The following is a 17,268-nucleotide window of genomic DNA, read 5'->3' on the forward strand; positions in this document are numbered from 1 at the left end:
ACACAATGAGTCCACGCTCGGAGATCCGCATGAAACGCGAAGACGTCAAAACCAAACACGGGGAAGGCATGCACTTCGACACGCATGTGATAGCCAACCCGGCCAACACGAACGAGTGGATCATCCTTTTCAAGAAAGAGGCGGGAAGAAGTTACTTTCTGGTCAATGACAACGAAGAAATCGAGTCATTCGGGCACCTGGATGACCTGATCCATGAGCTTCGGGACATTGGCATCAAGTCCGCCGAAGTTCACTTCTGATTGTTCCTCTCCTGGAGTTTGATCATGTCAGTAAAGGTTGAGCGTCTGTCTAACCAAAGCGAAGAGCTTTGGTCTGTTTGCTTCGGTGACCGGAGTGTTGAGTTTTGCAATGAGCAGGGGGCCAGGGATTATGCGGCCACACTCAAAGAAAGAATCGAAGCGCCACATGTCTTCCCGCGAAATCTCGAGAAATCCGCTCCGGTACGGTAAGCTCTGGTGGCCACGCCTCGGCGCAGGCTGTGGTTACTCATTTCTGAGACATACAACAGTCCCGCGGCTTCGGCACATGCCGCCAGGATGGTATTGACGCTACGTAACGAGTCGGGTGGGCAGCGACCTCTTGATAGGCTCTTCAAGGCCGCCAAGAAGAGGGTATAGATGACTCACATATTGGCCTGTATCGATAGCTCAAATACTTCTCCGGCCGTCTGCGACTACGCCGCGTGGGCCAGCCTCAACTTCGTCCTTCCGTTGACCCTCCTGAATGTTGTAGATCGTCCCCCTTGCGTGGAGACTCGACCCGGTAGCCTGGCGCACGTGTTAGAGGCTATGACGCTGGACGAACAGCGTCACGAAAGAGCCCTGAAACAAGGCTACCTGATGCTTCAAAACGCTCGGGAACGAGCGATCGCTGATGGCGTGATGAAACCAGAACTCCGTCAAAGAAGCGGAGAACTGTTGGGTCGATTCCGGAACATCCAAGAACCTGGGGCGACTCGATGCGGCGGGAGCCATTCTGGAGATGACCGGGTGCGATGTCCGGACCGCTATCCGCGGCGGAAAAGTGGAACTCGCCTTACAGGCTTATCAAGCCGAGCACGACAGGCTCGGCACTTCCCCGCCGTCGTCAGCGCACCACCTCCAGCGCGTCTTCAGACTCAGTGCCTTATGAAACCCCACACAAGACGCCTTCGTGGCTGAGCCAGGCCAACTTCCCGTTAACCTGGCGCAGGCGATACGCTAGGTTGGATCAAACCCTGACGTTGCGTCCCGGCAGCGATGTTCGTTGGCTGGTTTCCCAATCTTTGGCGAGACCGACGGCTGCATCGGACGCAGGCAGCATCTTGCGCCCGCGAACCAGATCAGATGCCCGCTCGGCAAGCATAATGGTCGGCGCATTGAGGTTGCCATTGGGCTCCGTTGGAAACACCGATGAGTCGATCACACGCAATCCCGCGATACCCCGCACACGGAGTTCGGAATCGACCACCGCCATGTCGTCCTCGCCCATGCGACACGAACCGCAAGGGTGGTAGGTGCTCTCCAGATTCTCGCGCACGAAGGCGTCGATCTCTTCATCACTGTTCACCTGCGGCCCAGGCGCGATCTCAACATCGCGGAAACGGTCCATCGCAGGCTGACCGATGATCTCCCGAGTCAGGCGTATGCAGCGGCGGAAACCTTCCCGGTCCTGCTCGCTTTGCAGGTAGTTGAATTGAATCTGCGGATGCTCGTAAGGGTCAGCGGAACGGACTCGCACATAGCCGCGGCTTTTGGGTTTGTTCGGCCCGGTGAGCACCATGAAGCCATGGCCCTTGATCGGTTTATTGCCGTCGTAACGCATTGCCGCGGGCAGAAAGTGAAACTGGATGTCCGGCCAGCGCAGGCCCTTCTCGGAGCGGATGAAACCACCGGCCTCGAAATGATTGGTGGCGCCAAGCCCGTCCTTGAACAACAGCCAGCGCAGGCCGATCAACAGCTTGCTCAGGGGATCCATTTTGCTATTGAGCGTCACCGGTTCCTTGCACCCGAACTGGATGTAGACCTCTGCGTGATCCTGCAGATTCTCCCCTACCCCCGGCAGGTCATGCCGGACCTCGACCCCGGCTTTGCGCAGAACTTCAGCCGGACCGATACCGGAACGTTGCAGCAGGTGCGGCGAACCGATGGGACCTGCCGACACGAGGATTTCCCGATTGCAATAGACCTGGTGGGTCTGGCCTTGGTGGTCATAGCTGATCCCGACGGCTTTTTTGCCTTCAAGGATGATCTGCCGCGTCATCGCGTGAGTGACCACGGTCAGGTTCGGGCGCCCCATGGCCGGCCGCAGATAAGCGTTGGCCGTGGAACAGCGCACACCATTTTTCACTGTCATGTGCATGGCACCGAAACCTTCCTGCATGAAGCCGTTGCAGTCGTCGGTCTTGATGTAGCCCGCTTCGGCACCGGCTTCAACCCAGGCGCCGTACAGCGGGTTTTTCATGTTATTGCCGTTGGTGGTGTGCAACGGCCCGGTTTGCCCACGGTAGCTGTCGCCACCTGCCTCGTAGCTTTCTGCCCGCTTGAAGTAAGGCAGGCAATTGCGGTAACCCCAGCCCTGAGCTCCAAGCGATGCCCATTCGTCAAAGTCATAAGCGTGGCCACGGATGTAGACCAGGCCATTGATCGACGATGAACCGCCCAGAACCTTGCCTCTTGGACAGTGGATGCGACGTCCATTGAGGTAAGGCTCCGGCTCGGTCTCGTAGCGCCAATTGTACTTCTTGGTGTTCATCGGGATCGAAAACGCGCTTGGCATCTGGATCACCACACTGCGGTCACTGCCGCCGAACTCCAGCACCAGCACTGAGGTGTCGGGGTCTTCGCTCAGACGGTTCGCCAGTACACAACCTGCCGAGCCTGCACCGATGATGATGTAATCGTATTTTTGGATAGTCATGGTTATCTCCCGACTGTCGATCCGTTGAAAACCGGCAATGCCTGCTTGGTCAGCTTGTCGCCAGTGGTGTATTGCGGAGATGTTTTTTCGATGTGCTGGATGACGGCTTCTTCACGCGCAAGGTCAATCGAGCGGCTGAGCCAGTAGTACGCCAACCCCGACACGATCAACCCGACGAGCCAGGCGATATCGATGCTGCCGAGTGCTTTTGCGAGTGGGCCGACATAGACCTCACGCTGTTCAACGCCGTCGAAGATGTAAAAGAACGGGATCATGGATATGAAGCCGATCGCGTACGCGGCGATGCCGCGCAGGCCCCAACTGCCGTAGATGTTGCCGTGCGGCATGAAGAAGTGCGGAATGGCGTAGCGGCCCTTGCGGACGAAGAAATAGTCGGTGAGGTTGACCGAGGTCCACGGCACCAGGAAGTACAGCATCACCACCAGGTAGATACCCAGCACCGACAGTCCTTTACCCGAACTCTGGATGCTCAGGGCCACGCCCAGTTGCAGCAGGATCACGAAACCGATGGCCAGAACACGCGCCTTGCGTGTCGGCTCGATGTGCTTGATCGAATCGACACAGGTCAGTGTGGTCAGCTTCGCGCTGTAAATGTTCATCGCGATGACCGGCAGGAAGGCCAGGATCGTGACGACCACCACTGCGGTACCGATGAGCGGCGACACCGTGTTGCCCACTTGCCCGAGGGCTACCAGCACGTCAGTGGAATGCAGGTGATCGGCCAGCCAGCCACCCACGGATATCATCCACGCGCCGGACAACGAGGCCCCGAGAAACACCACCGCAATCAGTTTCCCGCTCGAGGTGTTCTTGGGCAGGTAGCGTGAATAGTCGGAAACATAAGGCGCGTAAGCGATGTTGTAACTCGCCGCCGCCGCGAACTGGGCGATGAAACCGGTCCAGTTGAAGCCCAACGGTGGCGAAGCAATTTCACCGGCTGCAAGCACCGGTATCGGCGCATCGGGAACCCAGCCCATCAGCACTGCCAGCGTCACCAGACCGTAAAGTGGAATCGACAGATACAACGCCCATTTGAAACTGCGGTGCATCCAGTCATGGCCGAGGATGGCCAATATGGCGGCCGGCACCGTCACGGCCACCGCCACCACTGCGGGGTTGAAGCCGAATAGCGTGTGCAGGCCTTGCATCATCAACACGAGATTGACGATGTTGAAACCGGCAAACACAAACAGCGTCGCCAGCAGCACGAGAATAACGCCACGATAGCCGAACTGCGCACGCGACTGGATCATCTGTGGCAGCCCCAGGTGCGGCCCCTGCGAGCCATGAAAGGCCATGAACAGCGTGCCGAACATGATGCCCAGCGTACCGGCCAGCGTGGTCCATAAGGCGGTCAGTCCGACACTGGGACCGACGAAGCCGATGGTCATGGTAAAGAACGTGAAGTTGCCGAGGAACCAGAACGGACCCTGACTCGACAGTTTGTCGGTGCGCTCGTTCTCGGGGATGAAGTCAATCGAATGCCCCTCGACGACGGACTTGTCGTCAAGGCTGGACACGCTCGGGGCGGACTTGGCGTTAGTGTTCATGACGTACTCTTATTGTTGGAAGATCATGACGAGATAACCGCATTCTTTCGGGTGAACGAAGCCCGGGCGCGTCCTTGCCGTTCCCGATTTCTGAAGGCGCCACTGGCGCCGGGTAAAGATGAGCGTCAGCCGAGACTCAGGGCAGCGTGATCCAGACCGCCTTGGTCTCCAGCAAGTAATCGAGCTGTTCCGGCCCCAGATCCTTGCCGAATCCAGATTGCTTGTAACCACCGAACGGCATAGACGGGTCGATGGTGCTGTGGGCATTGACGTAGACCGAACCCGCCCGCAACCGTGGAATCAGACTGTGCACACGTCCAAGGTCATTGGAATAGAGTGCGGCCGCCAACCCGTAAGGTGAGTCATTGGCCAGCGCCAACGCCTCCTCTTCATCGTCGAAAGGCGCGGTCACCAGAACCGGACCAAAAATCTCCTCCTGGACGATGCGCATATCATTGCGGCAATGGGCAAAAATCGTCGGCTCGACGAAAAACCCCGGGCCGTCGACAGGCTGACCGCCGTAGACCAGTTCGGCGCCCTCGCGCTTGCCGGTTTCGATGTAATCGGTCACTCGCTCCTTCTGCAACGCTGATACCAACGGGCTGATGAAGCAGTCTGGATCCAGACCCGGTGCAGTCTTCAACGTCCGTGTGTAGGCGATCAGCTCGCGCAGGAATTCGTCGTAGATGCTGCGATGAATATAAGCGCGTGTGCCGGCATCGCATACCTGCCCCGAGTTGAAGAACACCCCGTTGGCGATGGCTTGGGCGGTGGCCTTAAGGTCCGCATCGGCCAGCACGATTACCGGTGATTTTCCTCCGAGTTCGAGGGTGAGTCGCTTCATTTCGTCCAGCGCAGCGCGTCCGACGGTGCGGCCTACTGGCGTCGAGCCGGTAAAGGTGAGCTTGTCGATGCCTGGGTGCGTGGCCATGGCCGCACCGACCACGCTACCGCGTCCGGTCACGATGTTGATCACCCCATCTGGTATCCCGGCTTCCTGAACCAGTTCGGCGAAACGCAAGGCCGACAGCGAGGTCAGCTCGGCGGGTTTGACCACCACGGTGCAACCGGTTGCCAGGGCGGCACCGAGCTTCCAGGCCATGGTTTGCAGCGGGAAGTTCCAGGGCACGATGGCACCGACGACACCCACTGGTTCCTTACGCGTATAAGCCAGATAGTTGCCGGGTAACGACGGCTCGACGGTACGCCCATGGAGCTTCGTCGCCCAGCCGGCGAAATAACGCAGGGTATCGACCGTACCCTGAATATCGACATCCCGTGCCTGGACAGCGGACTTACCCATGTCGATCGATTCGATTTCGGCCAGTTCAGCGGCGTTGTTTTCAATCAGGTCAGCCAAGCGGTGCATCATCCGCTCGCGTTCCGCCGGCTTGGCCTGACGCCAGGCGCCACCATCAAACTGTGCACGGGCGGCTTGCACGGCGCGATCCAGATCCTGCGTGGTACCCATCGGAATACGGGTGATCAGCCCCTCGGTCGACGGCTCGATGACATCGCTAGTCTGCCCGTCGCTGGCCTCGACCCAGGCGCCACCGATGAACATCTTCTGAGCCTTGCCGAGGAAGGTTTGGGTGGCTTCGGATACTCCGAATTTTTGCAGGTAGTGCTTGACGATCGTGTCCATTTTTATTCTCTCTGCCCGGCGGCCAGGTCACGCCGGGTCACTGTGGTTCGATGATCGATCCGGACAATCAGGCCGGGGTGGTTTCGCTCATTAAGTGCCGCGCTTGAGCCCGCTCGTGGAAGATGAAGCCGATGCTGTTGAGCAACAGTTGCGCAGCCAGAATCGAGGTAATGCCGGAAGGGTCATAGACCGGTGCCACCTCGACCAGATCCATACCAACGATGTTGCCTTTACTGCGCTTGGCCAAGGCCTGGATGATTTCCAGCACTTCGTAATACAGGAAGCCGCCATGGCTGGGCGTGCCTGTACCGGGGGCGATGGACGGGTCGAAACCATCGATGTCGATGGTGATGTAGTAGTTGATGTTTTGCGGGATCAACTCCAGCACGCCCTCAGTGCCAAGGCGGCGGACATCGCGTACCGAGAGAATCTTCGAGCCGGCGGCATGGGCCGCTTCATAGTCATCGCGATTGGAAGAAGACACGTTACGGATGCCCATCTGGGTCATGCCGACGATGTGGTTCATTTCCGAAGCACGACGCAGCGGGTTGCCATGTCCATAGCGCACGCCATGGCGCTCGTCGACGAAGTCCAGGTGCGCATCGAAATGGATGATGTGGATCGGACCGCGGCCCTCGAACGCCTTGATCACCGGAGCGTGAACTGAATGATCGCCACCGAGCACAACGGGCATGACACCGGCATCAAGAATTTTGCGGACGGCATACTCGGTGTTCTCGTTGCTCGTAACCATGTCGGTATGCACGATATCGGCGTCCCCCACATCCACCATGCGCACGTCCGATGCGGTCAGGTACATGACGTCATCTTCGTGGTCATAGGCACCGGCGTGGCCGAAGGAGAACAGCGTCGATGCCTCGCGAATCCCGCGTGGTCCGAAGCGTGCGCCGGAACGCCACTGAGTCCCCATATCGTTAGGGACGCCAAGGACCGCCACGTCGGCATCGAGCGCATCCCAATCGGTGCACACCGCGGATTTTGCAAAGGTGCAGTGCCCCACGAACGGTAAGTTCAGGCGACCGGATTCATAACCATTCTTCGACATTTCAGGTATCTCCAATTCTTGTTATTGGCTAAGCGGGCTTGCTGGACGACCGCCGTTGGAATGACTATGAGCGCAGGTTTTCGTGGTAAAAATGCTAAACATCAGATACTCATATCGGTATTTCCGATGCATCCACAGATGGGAGGTCCAAGGTGATTCAGCTGCACGATGTCGATCTGAAGCTGCTCAGGGTGTTTGCCGCGATTGTCAGGTGCGGGGGTTTTTCTGCCGCGCAGGCGGCGTTGAACGCCGGCCAGTCGACCATCAGCGAACAGATGACCCATCTGGAAACCCGACTTGGGGTCAAACTCTGCCAACGCGGTCGCAGCGGCTTTCGCCTGACCGAGCAAGGCGTGGCAATCCATGAGGCCACTCAGCGCCTGCTCTCGGCGGTGGAAAATTTCTGCATGGACGCCGACGTGCTCAAGCAGCACATCAGTGGCAAGCTCAACCTGGGGATCATCGACACGACCATTACCGACCCCGGTTCACCGATACCGCGAACCACCCAGCGCTTCGTGTCCAGGGGGCATGATGTGCATCTGAACGTGTATGTGGGCACCCCCGCAGAACTGGAGGAACGCGTACTGGACGGCCGACTGCACCTGGCCATCGGGCACTTCCCGATCCACGTTCCAGGCCTGCTGCACTCACCGCTGTATCAGGAAGCATTGGGGCTGTATTGCGGGCGGCGTCACCCGCTCTATGGCAGCAAGGCCGAGGGTAGCGAACTGCTCGAAGAAATTGGCGCCAGCCGAATTGTCGCCAGGGGCTACATGCAGCAATACGACCTGGAGCATCTGGGCGTCAACAAGGCTGCGGCTACCGTGGATAACATCGAAGCCCTGGCCATTTTGCTGATCTCAGGAGCCTACCTGGGCTTTCTGCCCATGCACTTTGCCGCCCAGTGGATCAAGACCGGCGAAATGCACCAACTGGCACCCACCAGCTTGCAGCTAATGTCACCCTTCGATGTGATCACCCGGCGTGGCATTGCCCCGCCGCCGATACTTCAGGCCTTCCTCGAGGATCTGGCAGCCTGTTCGAGCAAGGCACGCAGCACCTGATACGAGCGTCACGCTCGCCACAAACGAACGGAGCCCGGCATACTCATTGACGCAGCGATCCCGTTCGCAACCCTTGCAGGCCACCTATGCGTATCCACGTCACATTCATCGACCGCGTCGGCATCACCCAGGAAGTGCTCGCGCTGCTGGGTCGACGCAGTTTCAATCTGGATGCCGTCGAGATGGCGCCCCCAAACGTCTACATCGATGCCCCGACCCTTGAAGCCGATGTCCTGGAGGAGCTGCGCGAAGCCTTTCTCGGTGTGCAAGGCGTGCAATCGGTGACGATGGTCGACATCCTCCCGGGACAACGCCGACGCCTGCAACTGGATGCCTTGCTGGCGGCCAGCACCGACCCGGTCCTGGCGGTGGATGGTCGCGGCCATGTGCTGCTGGCCAACCCGGCGCTGATCGCACTGTGTGGCCGTGAACCGGCGGGTGAGCAGCTGACCGCGCTATTCGATGACCCTAGTTTGCAACTCACATTGATCGAGCACGGTTACCGCCTGTCCATGCGTGAGGTCACGCTCGGCGGCCATACCCTGCTGCTCGATGCCCTGCCGATCACCGACGCTGGCGCCCTGCTGACCCTGTATCAACCGAACCGTATCGGCGAACGACTGTCGGCCTTGCACCACGACCACGCCGAAGGTTTCGATGCACTGCTCGGTGAGTCCCCGGCGATTCGCACCCTCAAGGCCCGTGCACAACGGGTGGCGGCGCTCGACGCACCGCTGCTGATTCAGGGTGAAACCGGGACTGGTAAAGAACTGGTGGCCCGCGCCTGCCACGCGATCAGCGCAAGACATAACTCGCCATTTCTGGCCCTGAACTGCGCAGCGCTGCCCGAGAGCCTCGCCGAAAGCGAGCTGTTCGGTTACGCCTCTGGTGCCTTCACCGGTGCCCAGCGTGGCGGCAAACTCGGCCTCCTTGAACTGGCCGACCAGGGCACGGTGTTCCTCGACGAAGTCGGTGAAATGTCGCCCTACCTTCAGGCCAAACTGCTGCGTTTTTTAAGCGATGGCTGCTTCCGCCGGGTCGGTGGCGATCGTGAGGTCAAGGTCAATGTACGGGTCCTCAGCGCGACCCATCGCGATCTGGAAAAGATGGTCAGCGAAGGCAGTTTTCGCGAAGACCTGTTCTACCGCCTGAATGTGCTCAATCTGCAAGTGCCACCATTGCGTGAACGCGGCCATGACATCCTGTTGATGGCTAAACACTTCATGCAACAAGCCTGCGCACAGATTCAGCGCCCGGTCTGCCGCCTGGCGCCCGGCACCTATCCGGCGCTGCTCGGCAATCGCTGGCCGGGCAATGTGCGGCAACTGCAGAACGTGATCTTTCGCGCCGCCGCCATTTGCGAGAGCCCGTTGGTGGACATCGAAGACCTGGATATCGCCAGGACGGCCGTGGCGCGGCAGAACGATGGCGAGGTTGGAAGTCTGGAGGATGCCGTCGAAGGTTTTGAAAAGAACCTGCTGGAACAGCTCTACAGCAGTTATCCCTCCAGCCGTTTACTGGCCGCACGCTTGCAATCTTCGCACAGCGCCATCGCCATCCGTCTGCGCAAATACGGTATTGCGGGCAAGGCCTGAACCCACCGTTGTCTGAAAATCGATACAGCGTATCGAATACAAGACATAACGCCGCAACTCCCGCGTTTCCCCCGCCAGGCCTCCCCTTCGTCCACTCACCCCCCGCCACCTGTATTGATTTCAATACGAAAGGGCCCTTCGCAGAACACCAAAAACACATTAAGCAATTGATTTATAAAGAATAAATAATATTGGCACCACACTTGCTCTCAACCCTCAGGCAACGCTCGCTGCCCGTCACGAGCCTGCAAACATCGTCATCCGCCACAGCAGCGGGTACGCCTGACCTTTGAGGAGTTGATATGAGCGAATTGCGTTTTACCGTCGATCACGAATGGCTACGTCTTGAGAGTAATGGCCTGGTCACCGTTGGCATCACCCCTTATGCCCAGGCGGCGCTGGGTGACGTGGTCTTCGTTCAGGTGCCCGAGTTGCGTACCTACCGCGCCGGCGATGAAGTGGCAGTTCTGGAATCGGTGAAAGCGGCCAGCAACATCAGCATGCCGCTGGACGGTGAAGTAGTCGACGTGAATTCGACGCTGGAAGACTCCCCTGAGCGGGTCAACGAAGACCCACTGGGTACGGGTTGGTTCTTCCGCTTGCGCCCCAGCGACACCGGTGCAATGGACAACCTGCTCGACCAGAACGCTTACGACCTGCTGATCAAAGACCACGCCGACGCTTGAGGAACATGTATGACTACCCTCCTCGACACCCACAACGAATTCATCGCGCGCCACATCGGCCCGCGTTCGGGCGATGAGCAAGCCATGCTCAACAGCCTGGGCTTCGACTCCCTGGAAGCCCTGAGCGCCAGCGTCATCCCCGACAGCATCAAGGGCACCAGCGTGCTCGACCTGGGCGCCGGCCTCAGCGAAGCCGACGCCCTGGCCTCGATCAAGGCCATCGCCGCCAAAAACCAGCTGTTCAAGACCTACATCGGCCAGGGCTACTACAACTGCCATACGCCATCGCCGATCCTGCGCAACCTGCTGGAAAACCCGGCCTGGTACACCGCCTACACCCCGTATCAACCAGAGATTTCCCAGGGTCGCCTGGAAGCGCTGCTGAACTTCCAGACGCTGATCAGCGACCTCAGCGGCCTGCCGATCGCCAACGCCTCGCTGCTCGATGAAGCCACCGCCGCTGCCGAAGCCATGACCTTCTGCAAACGCTTGAGCAAGAACAAAGGCAGCCACGCCTTCTTCGCCTCCCGCCACTGCCACCCGCAGACCCTCGACGTCTTGCGCACCCGCGCCGAGCCGTTGGGCATCGAGGTGGTGGTCGGCGACGAACGCGAGCTGACCGACGTCAGTGCGTTCTTTGGCGCCCTGCTGCAATACCCGGCCAGCAACGGCGACCTGTTCGACTACCGCGAACTGACCGAACGCTTCCACGCGGCCAACGCCCTGGTCGCGGTGGCCGCTGACCTGCTGGCCCTGACCGTACTGACGCCGCCAGGCGAATTCGGCGCCGACGTGGCCATCGGCAGCGCCCAACGCTTCGGCGTGCCGCTGGGCTTCGGCGGCCCGCACGCGGCGTACTTTTCTACCCGCGATGCGTTCAAACGCGACATGCCCGGCCGTCTGGTCGGCGTGTCCGTAGACCGTTTCGGCAAGCCAGCCCTGCGCCTGGCCATGCAGACCCGCGAGCAACACATCCGCCGCGAGAAAGCCACCAGCAACATCTGCACCGCCCAGGTGCTGCTGGCCAACATCGCCAGCATGTACGCCGTGTACCATGGCCCTAAAGGCCTGACACAGATCGCCCAGCGCATCCATCAGCTGACCGCGATCCTTGCCCAAGGCTTGAGCGATCTGGGACTGAGCGTCGAGCAGGAACACTTCTTCGACACCCTGACCCTGGCCACCGGCGCCAACACCGCCGCCCTGCACGACCAGGCCCGCGCCCAGCGCATCAACCTGCGGGTGGTGGATGGCGAGCGTCTGGGTCTGTCGCTGGACGAAACCACCAGCCAGGCTGACGTTGAAACCCTGTGGAGCGTGCTGGCCGACGGCAAGGCCCTGCCGGACTTCGCCGCCCTCGCCGCCTCGGTCGAAAGCCGCATCCCGGCTGCACTGGTGCGCCAATCGCCGATCCTCAGCCACCCGGTGTTCAACCGTTATCACTCGGAAACCGAGCTGATGCGCTACCTGCGCAAACTCGCCGACAAGGACCTGGCCCTGGATCGCACCATGATCCCGCTGGGTTCCTGCACCATGAAACTCAACGCCGCCAGCGAAATGATCCCGGTGACCTGGGCCGAATTCGGTGCCCTGCACCCGTTCGCCCCGGCCGAGCAAAGCGCCGGCTATCAGCAGCTGACCGATGAACTGGAAGCGATGCTCTGCGCCGCCACCGGTTACGACGCCATCTCCCTGCAACCCAACGCCGGTTCCCAGGGTGAATACGCCGGTCTGCTGGCGATCCGCGCCTATCACCAGAGCCGTGGTGAAGACCGTCGCGACATCTGCCTGATCCCCTCGTCCGCCCACGGCACCAACCCGGCCACCGCCAACATGGCCGGTATGCGCGTGGTGGTCACCGCGTGCGACGCCCGCGGCAACGTCGACATCGAAGACCTGCGCGCCAAGGCCATCGAGCACCGCGAACACCTCGCCGCGCTGATGATCACCTACCCCTCGACCCACGGCGTGTTCGAAGAAGGCATCCGCGAAATCTGCGGGATCATCCATGACCACGGCGGCCAGGTGTACATCGACGGCGCCAACATGAACGCCATGGTTGGCCTCTGCGCACCGGGCAAGTTCGGCGGCGACGTGTCCCACCTGAACCTGCACAAGACTTTCTGCATCCCCCACGGCGGTGGCGGCCCGGGCGTCGGCCCGATTGGCGTGAAATCCCACCTGACGCCGTTCCTGCCGGGTCACGCGGCCATGGAGCGCAAGGAAGGCGCGGTCTGCGCGGCACCGTTCGGCAGCGCGAGTATTCTGCCGATCACCTGGATGTACATTCGGATGATGGGTGGCGCGGGCCTCAAGCGTGCCTCGCAGCTGGCGATCCTCAACGCCAACTACATTTCCCGGCGCCTCGAAGAGCACTACCCGGTGCTGTACACCGGCAGCAACGGCCTGGTGGCCCACGAATGCATCCTCGACCTGCGCCCATTGAAAGACAGCAGCGGCATCAGCGTCGATGACGTCGCCAAACGCCTGATCGACTTCGGCTTCCACGCCCCGACCATGTCCTTCCCGGTGGCCGGCACGCTGATGATCGAGCCGACCGAAAGCGAATCCAAGGAAGAACTGGACCGCTTCTGCGACGCCATGATCCGCATCCGCGAAGAAATCCGCGCGGTGGAAAACGGCACCCTGGACCAGGACGACAACCCGCTGAAAAACGCCCCGCACACCGCGGCGGAAATCGTCGGTGAGTGGACGCATCCGTACAGCCGTGAACAGGCGGTGTACCCGGTTGCATCGTTGATCGAAGGCAAGTACTGGCCACCGGTCGGTCGGGTCGACAACGTGTTCGGCGATCGCAACCTGATCTGCGCTTGCCCGTCGATTGCAGATTATCAAGACGCCTGACCGTCAGCCCCCAACACTCATCAAGAACAACAGAGGATTTCACTATGTTCAGCAAGCAGGACCAGATCAAAGGCTACGACGACGAACTGCTGGCAGCGATGAATGCCGAAGATGCACGGCAAGAGCACCACATCGAGTTGATCGCCTCGGAAAACTACACCAGCCAACGGGTGATGGAGGCGCAAGGCAGCGGCCTGACCAACAAGTACGCCGAAGGCTATCCAGGCAAGCGCTATTACGGCGGCTGCGAACACGTCGACGTGGTCGAGCAACTGGCCATTGATCGAGCCAAACAGTTGTTCGGCGCCGATTACGCCAACGTCCAGCCGCACTCCGGTAGCCAGGCCAACGCAGCGGTCTATCTGGCCCTGCTGCAGGCCGGTGACACCGTGCTGGGCATGAGCCTGGCCCACGGCGGCCACCTGACCCACGGCGCCAAAGTCAGCTTTTCCGGAAAACTGTATAACGCGGTGCAGTACGGCATCGACACCACGACCGGGCTGATCGACTACGACGAAGTCGAACGCCTGGCCGTCGAGCACAAACCGAAGATGATCATTGCCGGCTTCTCCGCCTACTCGAAAACCCTGGATTTCCCACGCTTCCGTCAGATCGCGGACAAAGTCGGCGCTTATCTGTTCGTCGACATGGCTCACGTCGCCGGTCTGGTCGCTGCCGGTCTGTACCCGAACCCGCTGCCGTACGCTGACGTGGTCACCACCACCACTCACAAAACCCTGCGCGGTCCACGTGGCGGACTGATCCTGGCCAAGGCCAATCCGGAACTGGAGAAAAAGCTCAACGCCGCGGTGTTCCCCGGAGGGCAAGGCGGCCCGCTGATGCATGTGATCGCCGCCAAGGCCGTGTGCTTTAAAGAAGCGCTGGAACCAGGCTTCAAGGCCTATCAGGCACAAGTGATCCGCAACGCCCAGGCGATGGCTGAAGTCTTTATCCAGCGTGGCTACGATGTAGTGTCCGGCGGCACCGACAACCACTTGTTCCTGGTCAGCCTGATTCGTCAGGGCCTGACCGGCAAAGACGCCGACGCCGCCCTCGGTCGTGCCGGCATCACCGTCAACAAGAATGCCGTACCGAACGACCCACAATCGCCGTTCGTGACATCAGGCCTGCGCATTGGCACGCCAGCGATCACCAGCCGTGGTTTCAAGGAAGCTCAGAGCATTGAGCTGGCTGGCTGGATTTGCGACATCCTCGATCATCTCGGCGATGCCGATGTCGAGGCCCATATCGCCAGACAGGCCGCCGCCATGTGCAGTGATTTCCCTGTTTACCGCGACTGATTCGCCTCGCGCTACAAGGTGATCAGGAGCGAGCTTGCTCGCTCTTGCGGATCGTACTTTTCAGTTTGGAGTTTGTTGCATGACCACCGAAACCCTCGCGAAAACATCCTTGCACGCACTGCACCTTGAACTTGGCGCCCGCATGGTGCCGTTCGCAGGCTACCAAATGCCGGTGCAGTACCCCTTGGGCGTTATGAAAGAACATCAGCACACCCGCGAACAGGCTGGCCTGTTCGATGTTTCACACATGGGCCAGATCCGACTTCACGGTGCCGGTGCGGCCAAGGCCCTGGAGGCGCTGGTGCCAGTGGATATCATCGATCTACCAGTAGGCATGCAACGGTATGCGCTGTTCACCAATGAAGATGGTGGCATCCTCGATGACCTGATGGTGGCCAATGCCGGGGATCATTTGTTTCTGGTGGTCAACGCCGCCTGCAAGGACCAGGATCTGGCTCATTTGACCCAGCACCTGGGAGGGCACTGCGAGGTTGAATCGCTATTCGACAGCCGCGCCTTGCTCGCTCTCCAGGGGCCGCGTGCGGCCGAGGTCTTGGGTCGTCTGGCACCCGAGGTGAAGGCCATGACGTTCATGCAGTTCGCTCGCGTGCGCTTGCTCGGGGTCGATTGTTATGTCAGCCGTTCCGGCTACACCGGCGAGGATGGTTACGAAATTTCTGTTCCTGTGGAGCAGGCGATGGTCCTGGCCCGCTCGCTGTTGGCCGAGCCAGAGGTCAAGGCCATCGGCCTGGGAGCCCGCGACTCGTTGCGCCTGGAAGCCGGTCTTTGCCTGTACGGGCACGATATGGAACAGCGTACTACGCCGATTGAAGCCAGCCTGGCCTGGGCCATTTCCAAGTCTCGCCGGGCAGACGGTGTACGTGCCGGTGGCTTCCCGGGCGCCGAGCAAATCCTGGCTCAGCAGCGTGATGGAGTCGTCAGCAAGCGCGTCGGCCTGCTACCCAAGGAGCGTACGCCGGTGCGTGAAGGCACGCAGATCGTCAATGCGAATCAGCAAGTGATCGGTCGGGTCACCAGCGGCGGCTTCGGTCCCAGTCTGGGCGGGCCTCTCGCCATGGGGTATGTGGAGAATGCATACAGCCAGCAGGAGACTGAGGTGTACGCCCTGGTGCGAGGCAAGGTCGTGCCTATGCAAGTGGTCAGAACACCATTCATTGAGCAGCGTTACTACCGTGGTTGAACAGGTGCGCGCTCCATAGCAGAGCGCGACCTTTTGGAGCAGGGATATGACACAAATCCAGATAAGCGACAGGCGCCCCCAACCACTACAGTCCGGCGTAAAACTGCGCGGTGCCGATAAAGTGGCACGCATTCCGGTAAAAATTCTCCCCACTGAAGAGGTCCCGCGCAAACCCGATTGGATACGCGTACCGCTATCGACGTCACCCGAAGTGGCGCGGATCAAGGCGTTGCTGCGCAAGCACAAGCTGCACAGTGTCTGCGAGGAAGCTTCCTGTCCAAACCTGGGTGAGTGTTTTTCCGGCGGCACCGCGACCTTCATGATCATGGGCGATATCTGCACCCGTCGTTGCCCTTTTTGCGACGTCGGTCACGGTCGACCCAAGCCATTGGACGCAGAGGAGCCCGGCAATCTGGCGACCGCCATTGCCGATCTGCGTCTGAACTATGTGGTGATCACTTCGGTAGACCGCGATGACCTGCGCGACGGCGGTGCCCAGCACTTTGCTGACTGTCTACGTGAGATTCGCAAGTTGTCGCCGGACGTCATGCTGGAAACGCTGGTCCCGGATTATCGCGGGCGCATGGATGTGGCTCTGGCGATCACCGGGCAGGAGCCACCCGACGTGTTCAACCATAACCTGGAAACGGTGCCGCGCCTGTACAAGGCTGCGCGCCCGGGCTCGGATTTCCAGTGGTCGCTGGCGTTGCTGCAGAACTTCAAAGAGCGCGTACCCAAAGTGCCGACCAAGTCCGGCCTGATGCTCGGGTTGGGCGAAACGGACGACGAGGTGATTGAGGTGATGCAGCGTATGCGTGAACATCAAGTCGACATGCTGACACTTGGTCAGTACCTGCAACCCTCTCGCAGCCACTTGCCGGTGCAGCGCTTCGTGCATCCGGACACCTTCGCCTGGTTCGCCGAAATGGGGTTGGGAATGGGATTCAGGAATGTCGCCTCCGGGCCATTAGTGAGATCGTCCTACCATGCCGATCAGCAAGTACACGACAGCCGCAGTCGCTAACCTTGAGTGGGCTCGAATCTGAATGTCTTCAGCGGGCGCTGGCCAGTCATTGGGTTGTCGATTTGCTCATTTGCTTACTTCGGCAACTCAGATACAAGCATCTGTGATTGTGGATGTTAGGTATTTTTGGCCCGTTCTTATAATGCCCCACTCCCGCTCAGCGTCTAGACGATGCCAGCACATTCGGGTGGTTGCCAGGGAGCAGGCAAAAACAAGAATAATGTAGCCAGTATCGATAGGTAGACCATGAATAACTCTGTGAACGCGACCCCGGCTGTCCCAGGTGTCCAGCTCCCCCGATCCAGAATGAACGATTGTCATTTTACTT

Annotated in this window: 13 protein-coding genes; 9 read left to right on the forward strand and 4 right to left on the reverse strand. The window is 60.0% G+C overall.

Annotation, left to right across the window (positions count from 1 at the left end; translation table 11 throughout):
• Positions 1 to 29 precede the first annotated feature (29 nt).
• Positions 30 to 260: a hypothetical protein gene (locus AC07W5_RS12650; RefSeq protein ID WP_494993162.1), complete on the forward strand. Its 231-nt coding sequence runs from the start codon at positions 30 to 32 to the stop codon at positions 258 to 260.
• A gap of 378 nt (positions 261 to 638) precedes the next feature.
• On the forward strand, positions 639 to 1,181 hold the full coding sequence (locus tag AC07W5_RS12655; protein WP_495023505.1) for a universal stress protein: 543 nt from the start codon (positions 639 to 641) through the stop codon (positions 1,179 to 1,181).
• 49 nt (positions 1,182 to 1,230) lie between these two features.
• Here AC07W5_RS12655 and betA read toward each other — a convergent pair whose 3' ends face one another.
• The 4 genes from betA to speB all read right to left on the reverse strand — a co-directional run bounded on the left by betA (position 1,231) and on the right by speB (position 7,201).
• A complete protein-coding gene (gene betA, locus AC07W5_RS12660; protein ID WP_494993164.1) occupies positions 1,231 to 2,919 on the reverse strand; it encodes a choline dehydrogenase in 1,689 nt (562 codons plus the stop codon).
• Between the two features lie 2 nt (positions 2,920 to 2,921).
• Positions 2,922 to 4,490: a purine-cytosine permease family protein gene (locus AC07W5_RS12665; RefSeq protein WP_495023506.1), complete on the reverse strand. Its 1,569-nt coding sequence runs from the start codon at positions 4,488 to 4,490 to the stop codon at positions 2,922 to 2,924.
• A gap of 136 nt (positions 4,491 to 4,626) precedes the next feature.
• Positions 4,627 to 6,135, reverse strand: a complete 1,509-nt coding sequence (locus AC07W5_RS12670; protein WP_495023507.1) for an aldehyde dehydrogenase family protein — start codon at positions 6,133 to 6,135, stop codon at positions 4,627 to 4,629.
• 67 nt (positions 6,136 to 6,202) lie between these two features.
• On the reverse strand, positions 6,203 to 7,201 hold the full coding sequence (gene speB, locus AC07W5_RS12675) for an agmatinase (protein ID WP_495023508.1): 999 nt from the start codon (positions 7,199 to 7,201) through the stop codon (positions 6,203 to 6,205).
• 152 nt (positions 7,202 to 7,353) lie between these two features.
• Here speB and AC07W5_RS12680 point away from each other — a divergent pair, with 152 nt between their 5' ends.
• The 7 genes from AC07W5_RS12680 (at position 7,354) to lipA (ending at position 16,940) form a co-directional block, all read left to right on the forward strand.
• A complete protein-coding gene (locus AC07W5_RS12680; RefSeq protein ID WP_495013294.1) occupies positions 7,354 to 8,268 on the forward strand; it encodes a LysR family transcriptional regulator in 915 nt (304 codons plus the stop codon).
• 86 nt (positions 8,269 to 8,354) lie between these two features.
• On the forward strand, positions 8,355 to 9,863 hold the full coding sequence (gene gcsR / locus AC07W5_RS12685; protein WP_495023509.1) for a transcriptional regulator GcsR: 1,509 nt from the start codon (positions 8,355 to 8,357) through the stop codon (positions 9,861 to 9,863).
• A 302-nt stretch (positions 9,864 to 10,165) separates the two neighbouring features.
• The gene (gene gcvH / locus AC07W5_RS12690) at positions 10,166 to 10,549 is read left to right on the forward strand and encodes a glycine cleavage system protein GcvH (protein ID WP_495013296.1); all 384 of its coding nucleotides are present in this window, start codon (positions 10,166 to 10,168) and stop codon (positions 10,547 to 10,549) included.
• 9 nt (positions 10,550 to 10,558) lie between these two features.
• Positions 10,559 to 13,414, forward strand: coding sequence for an aminomethyl-transferring glycine dehydrogenase (gcvP, locus tag AC07W5_RS12695; protein WP_495023510.1), 2,856 nt, complete (start codon positions 10,559 to 10,561; stop codon positions 13,412 to 13,414).
• Between the two features lie 44 nt (positions 13,415 to 13,458).
• Positions 13,459 to 14,715, forward strand: coding sequence for a serine hydroxymethyltransferase (glyA, locus tag AC07W5_RS12700; protein WP_495023511.1), 1,257 nt, complete (start codon positions 13,459 to 13,461; stop codon positions 14,713 to 14,715).
• A gap of 79 nt (positions 14,716 to 14,794) precedes the next feature.
• The gene (gene gcvT, locus AC07W5_RS12705; protein ID WP_495012165.1) at positions 14,795 to 15,916 is read left to right on the forward strand and encodes a glycine cleavage system aminomethyltransferase GcvT; all 1,122 of its coding nucleotides are present in this window, start codon (positions 14,795 to 14,797) and stop codon (positions 15,914 to 15,916) included.
• A 46-nt stretch (positions 15,917 to 15,962) separates the two neighbouring features.
• The gene (gene lipA / locus AC07W5_RS12710) at positions 15,963 to 16,940 is read left to right on the forward strand and encodes a lipoyl synthase (RefSeq protein WP_495023512.1); all 978 of its coding nucleotides are present in this window, start codon (positions 15,963 to 15,965) and stop codon (positions 16,938 to 16,940) included.
• Positions 16,941 to 17,268 lie beyond the last annotated feature (328 nt).

This window comes from Pseudomonas sp. GW821-FHT01E05, assembly GCF_059422425.1.

Bases quoted from the DNA above. Each gene is read 5' to 3' on its own strand.
- AC07W5_RS12650 (WP_494993162.1), top strand. From the start codon at position 30: ATGAAACGCGAAGACGTCAAAACCAAACACGGGGAAGGCATGCACTTC.
- AC07W5_RS12655 (WP_495023505.1), top strand. From the start codon at position 639: ATGACTCACATATTGGCCTGTATCGATAGCTCAAATACTTCTCCGGCC.
- betA (WP_494993164.1), bottom strand. From the start codon at position 2,919: ATGACTATCCAAAAATACGATTACATCATCATCGGTGCAGGCTCGGCA.
- AC07W5_RS12665 (WP_495023506.1), bottom strand. From the start codon at position 4,490: ATGAACACTAACGCCAAGTCCGCCCCGAGCGTGTCCAGCCTTGACGAC.
- AC07W5_RS12670 (WP_495023507.1), bottom strand. From the start codon at position 6,135: ATGGACACGATCGTCAAGCACTACCTGCAAAAATTCGGAGTATCCGAA.
- speB (WP_495023508.1), bottom strand. From the start codon at position 7,201: ATGTCGAAGAATGGTTATGAATCCGGTCGCCTGAACTTACCGTTCGTG.
- gcsR (WP_495023509.1), top strand. From the start codon at position 8,355: ATGCGTATCCACGTCACATTCATCGACCGCGTCGGCATCACCCAGGAA.
- gcvH (WP_495013296.1), top strand. From the start codon at position 10,166: ATGAGCGAATTGCGTTTTACCGTCGATCACGAATGGCTACGTCTTGAG.
- gcvP (WP_495023510.1), top strand. From the start codon at position 10,559: ATGACTACCCTCCTCGACACCCACAACGAATTCATCGCGCGCCACATC.
- glyA (WP_495023511.1), top strand. From the start codon at position 13,459: ATGTTCAGCAAGCAGGACCAGATCAAAGGCTACGACGACGAACTGCTG.
- gcvT (WP_495012165.1), top strand. From the start codon at position 14,795: ATGACCACCGAAACCCTCGCGAAAACATCCTTGCACGCACTGCACCTT.
- lipA (WP_495023512.1), top strand. From the start codon at position 15,963: ATGACACAAATCCAGATAAGCGACAGGCGCCCCCAACCACTACAGTCC.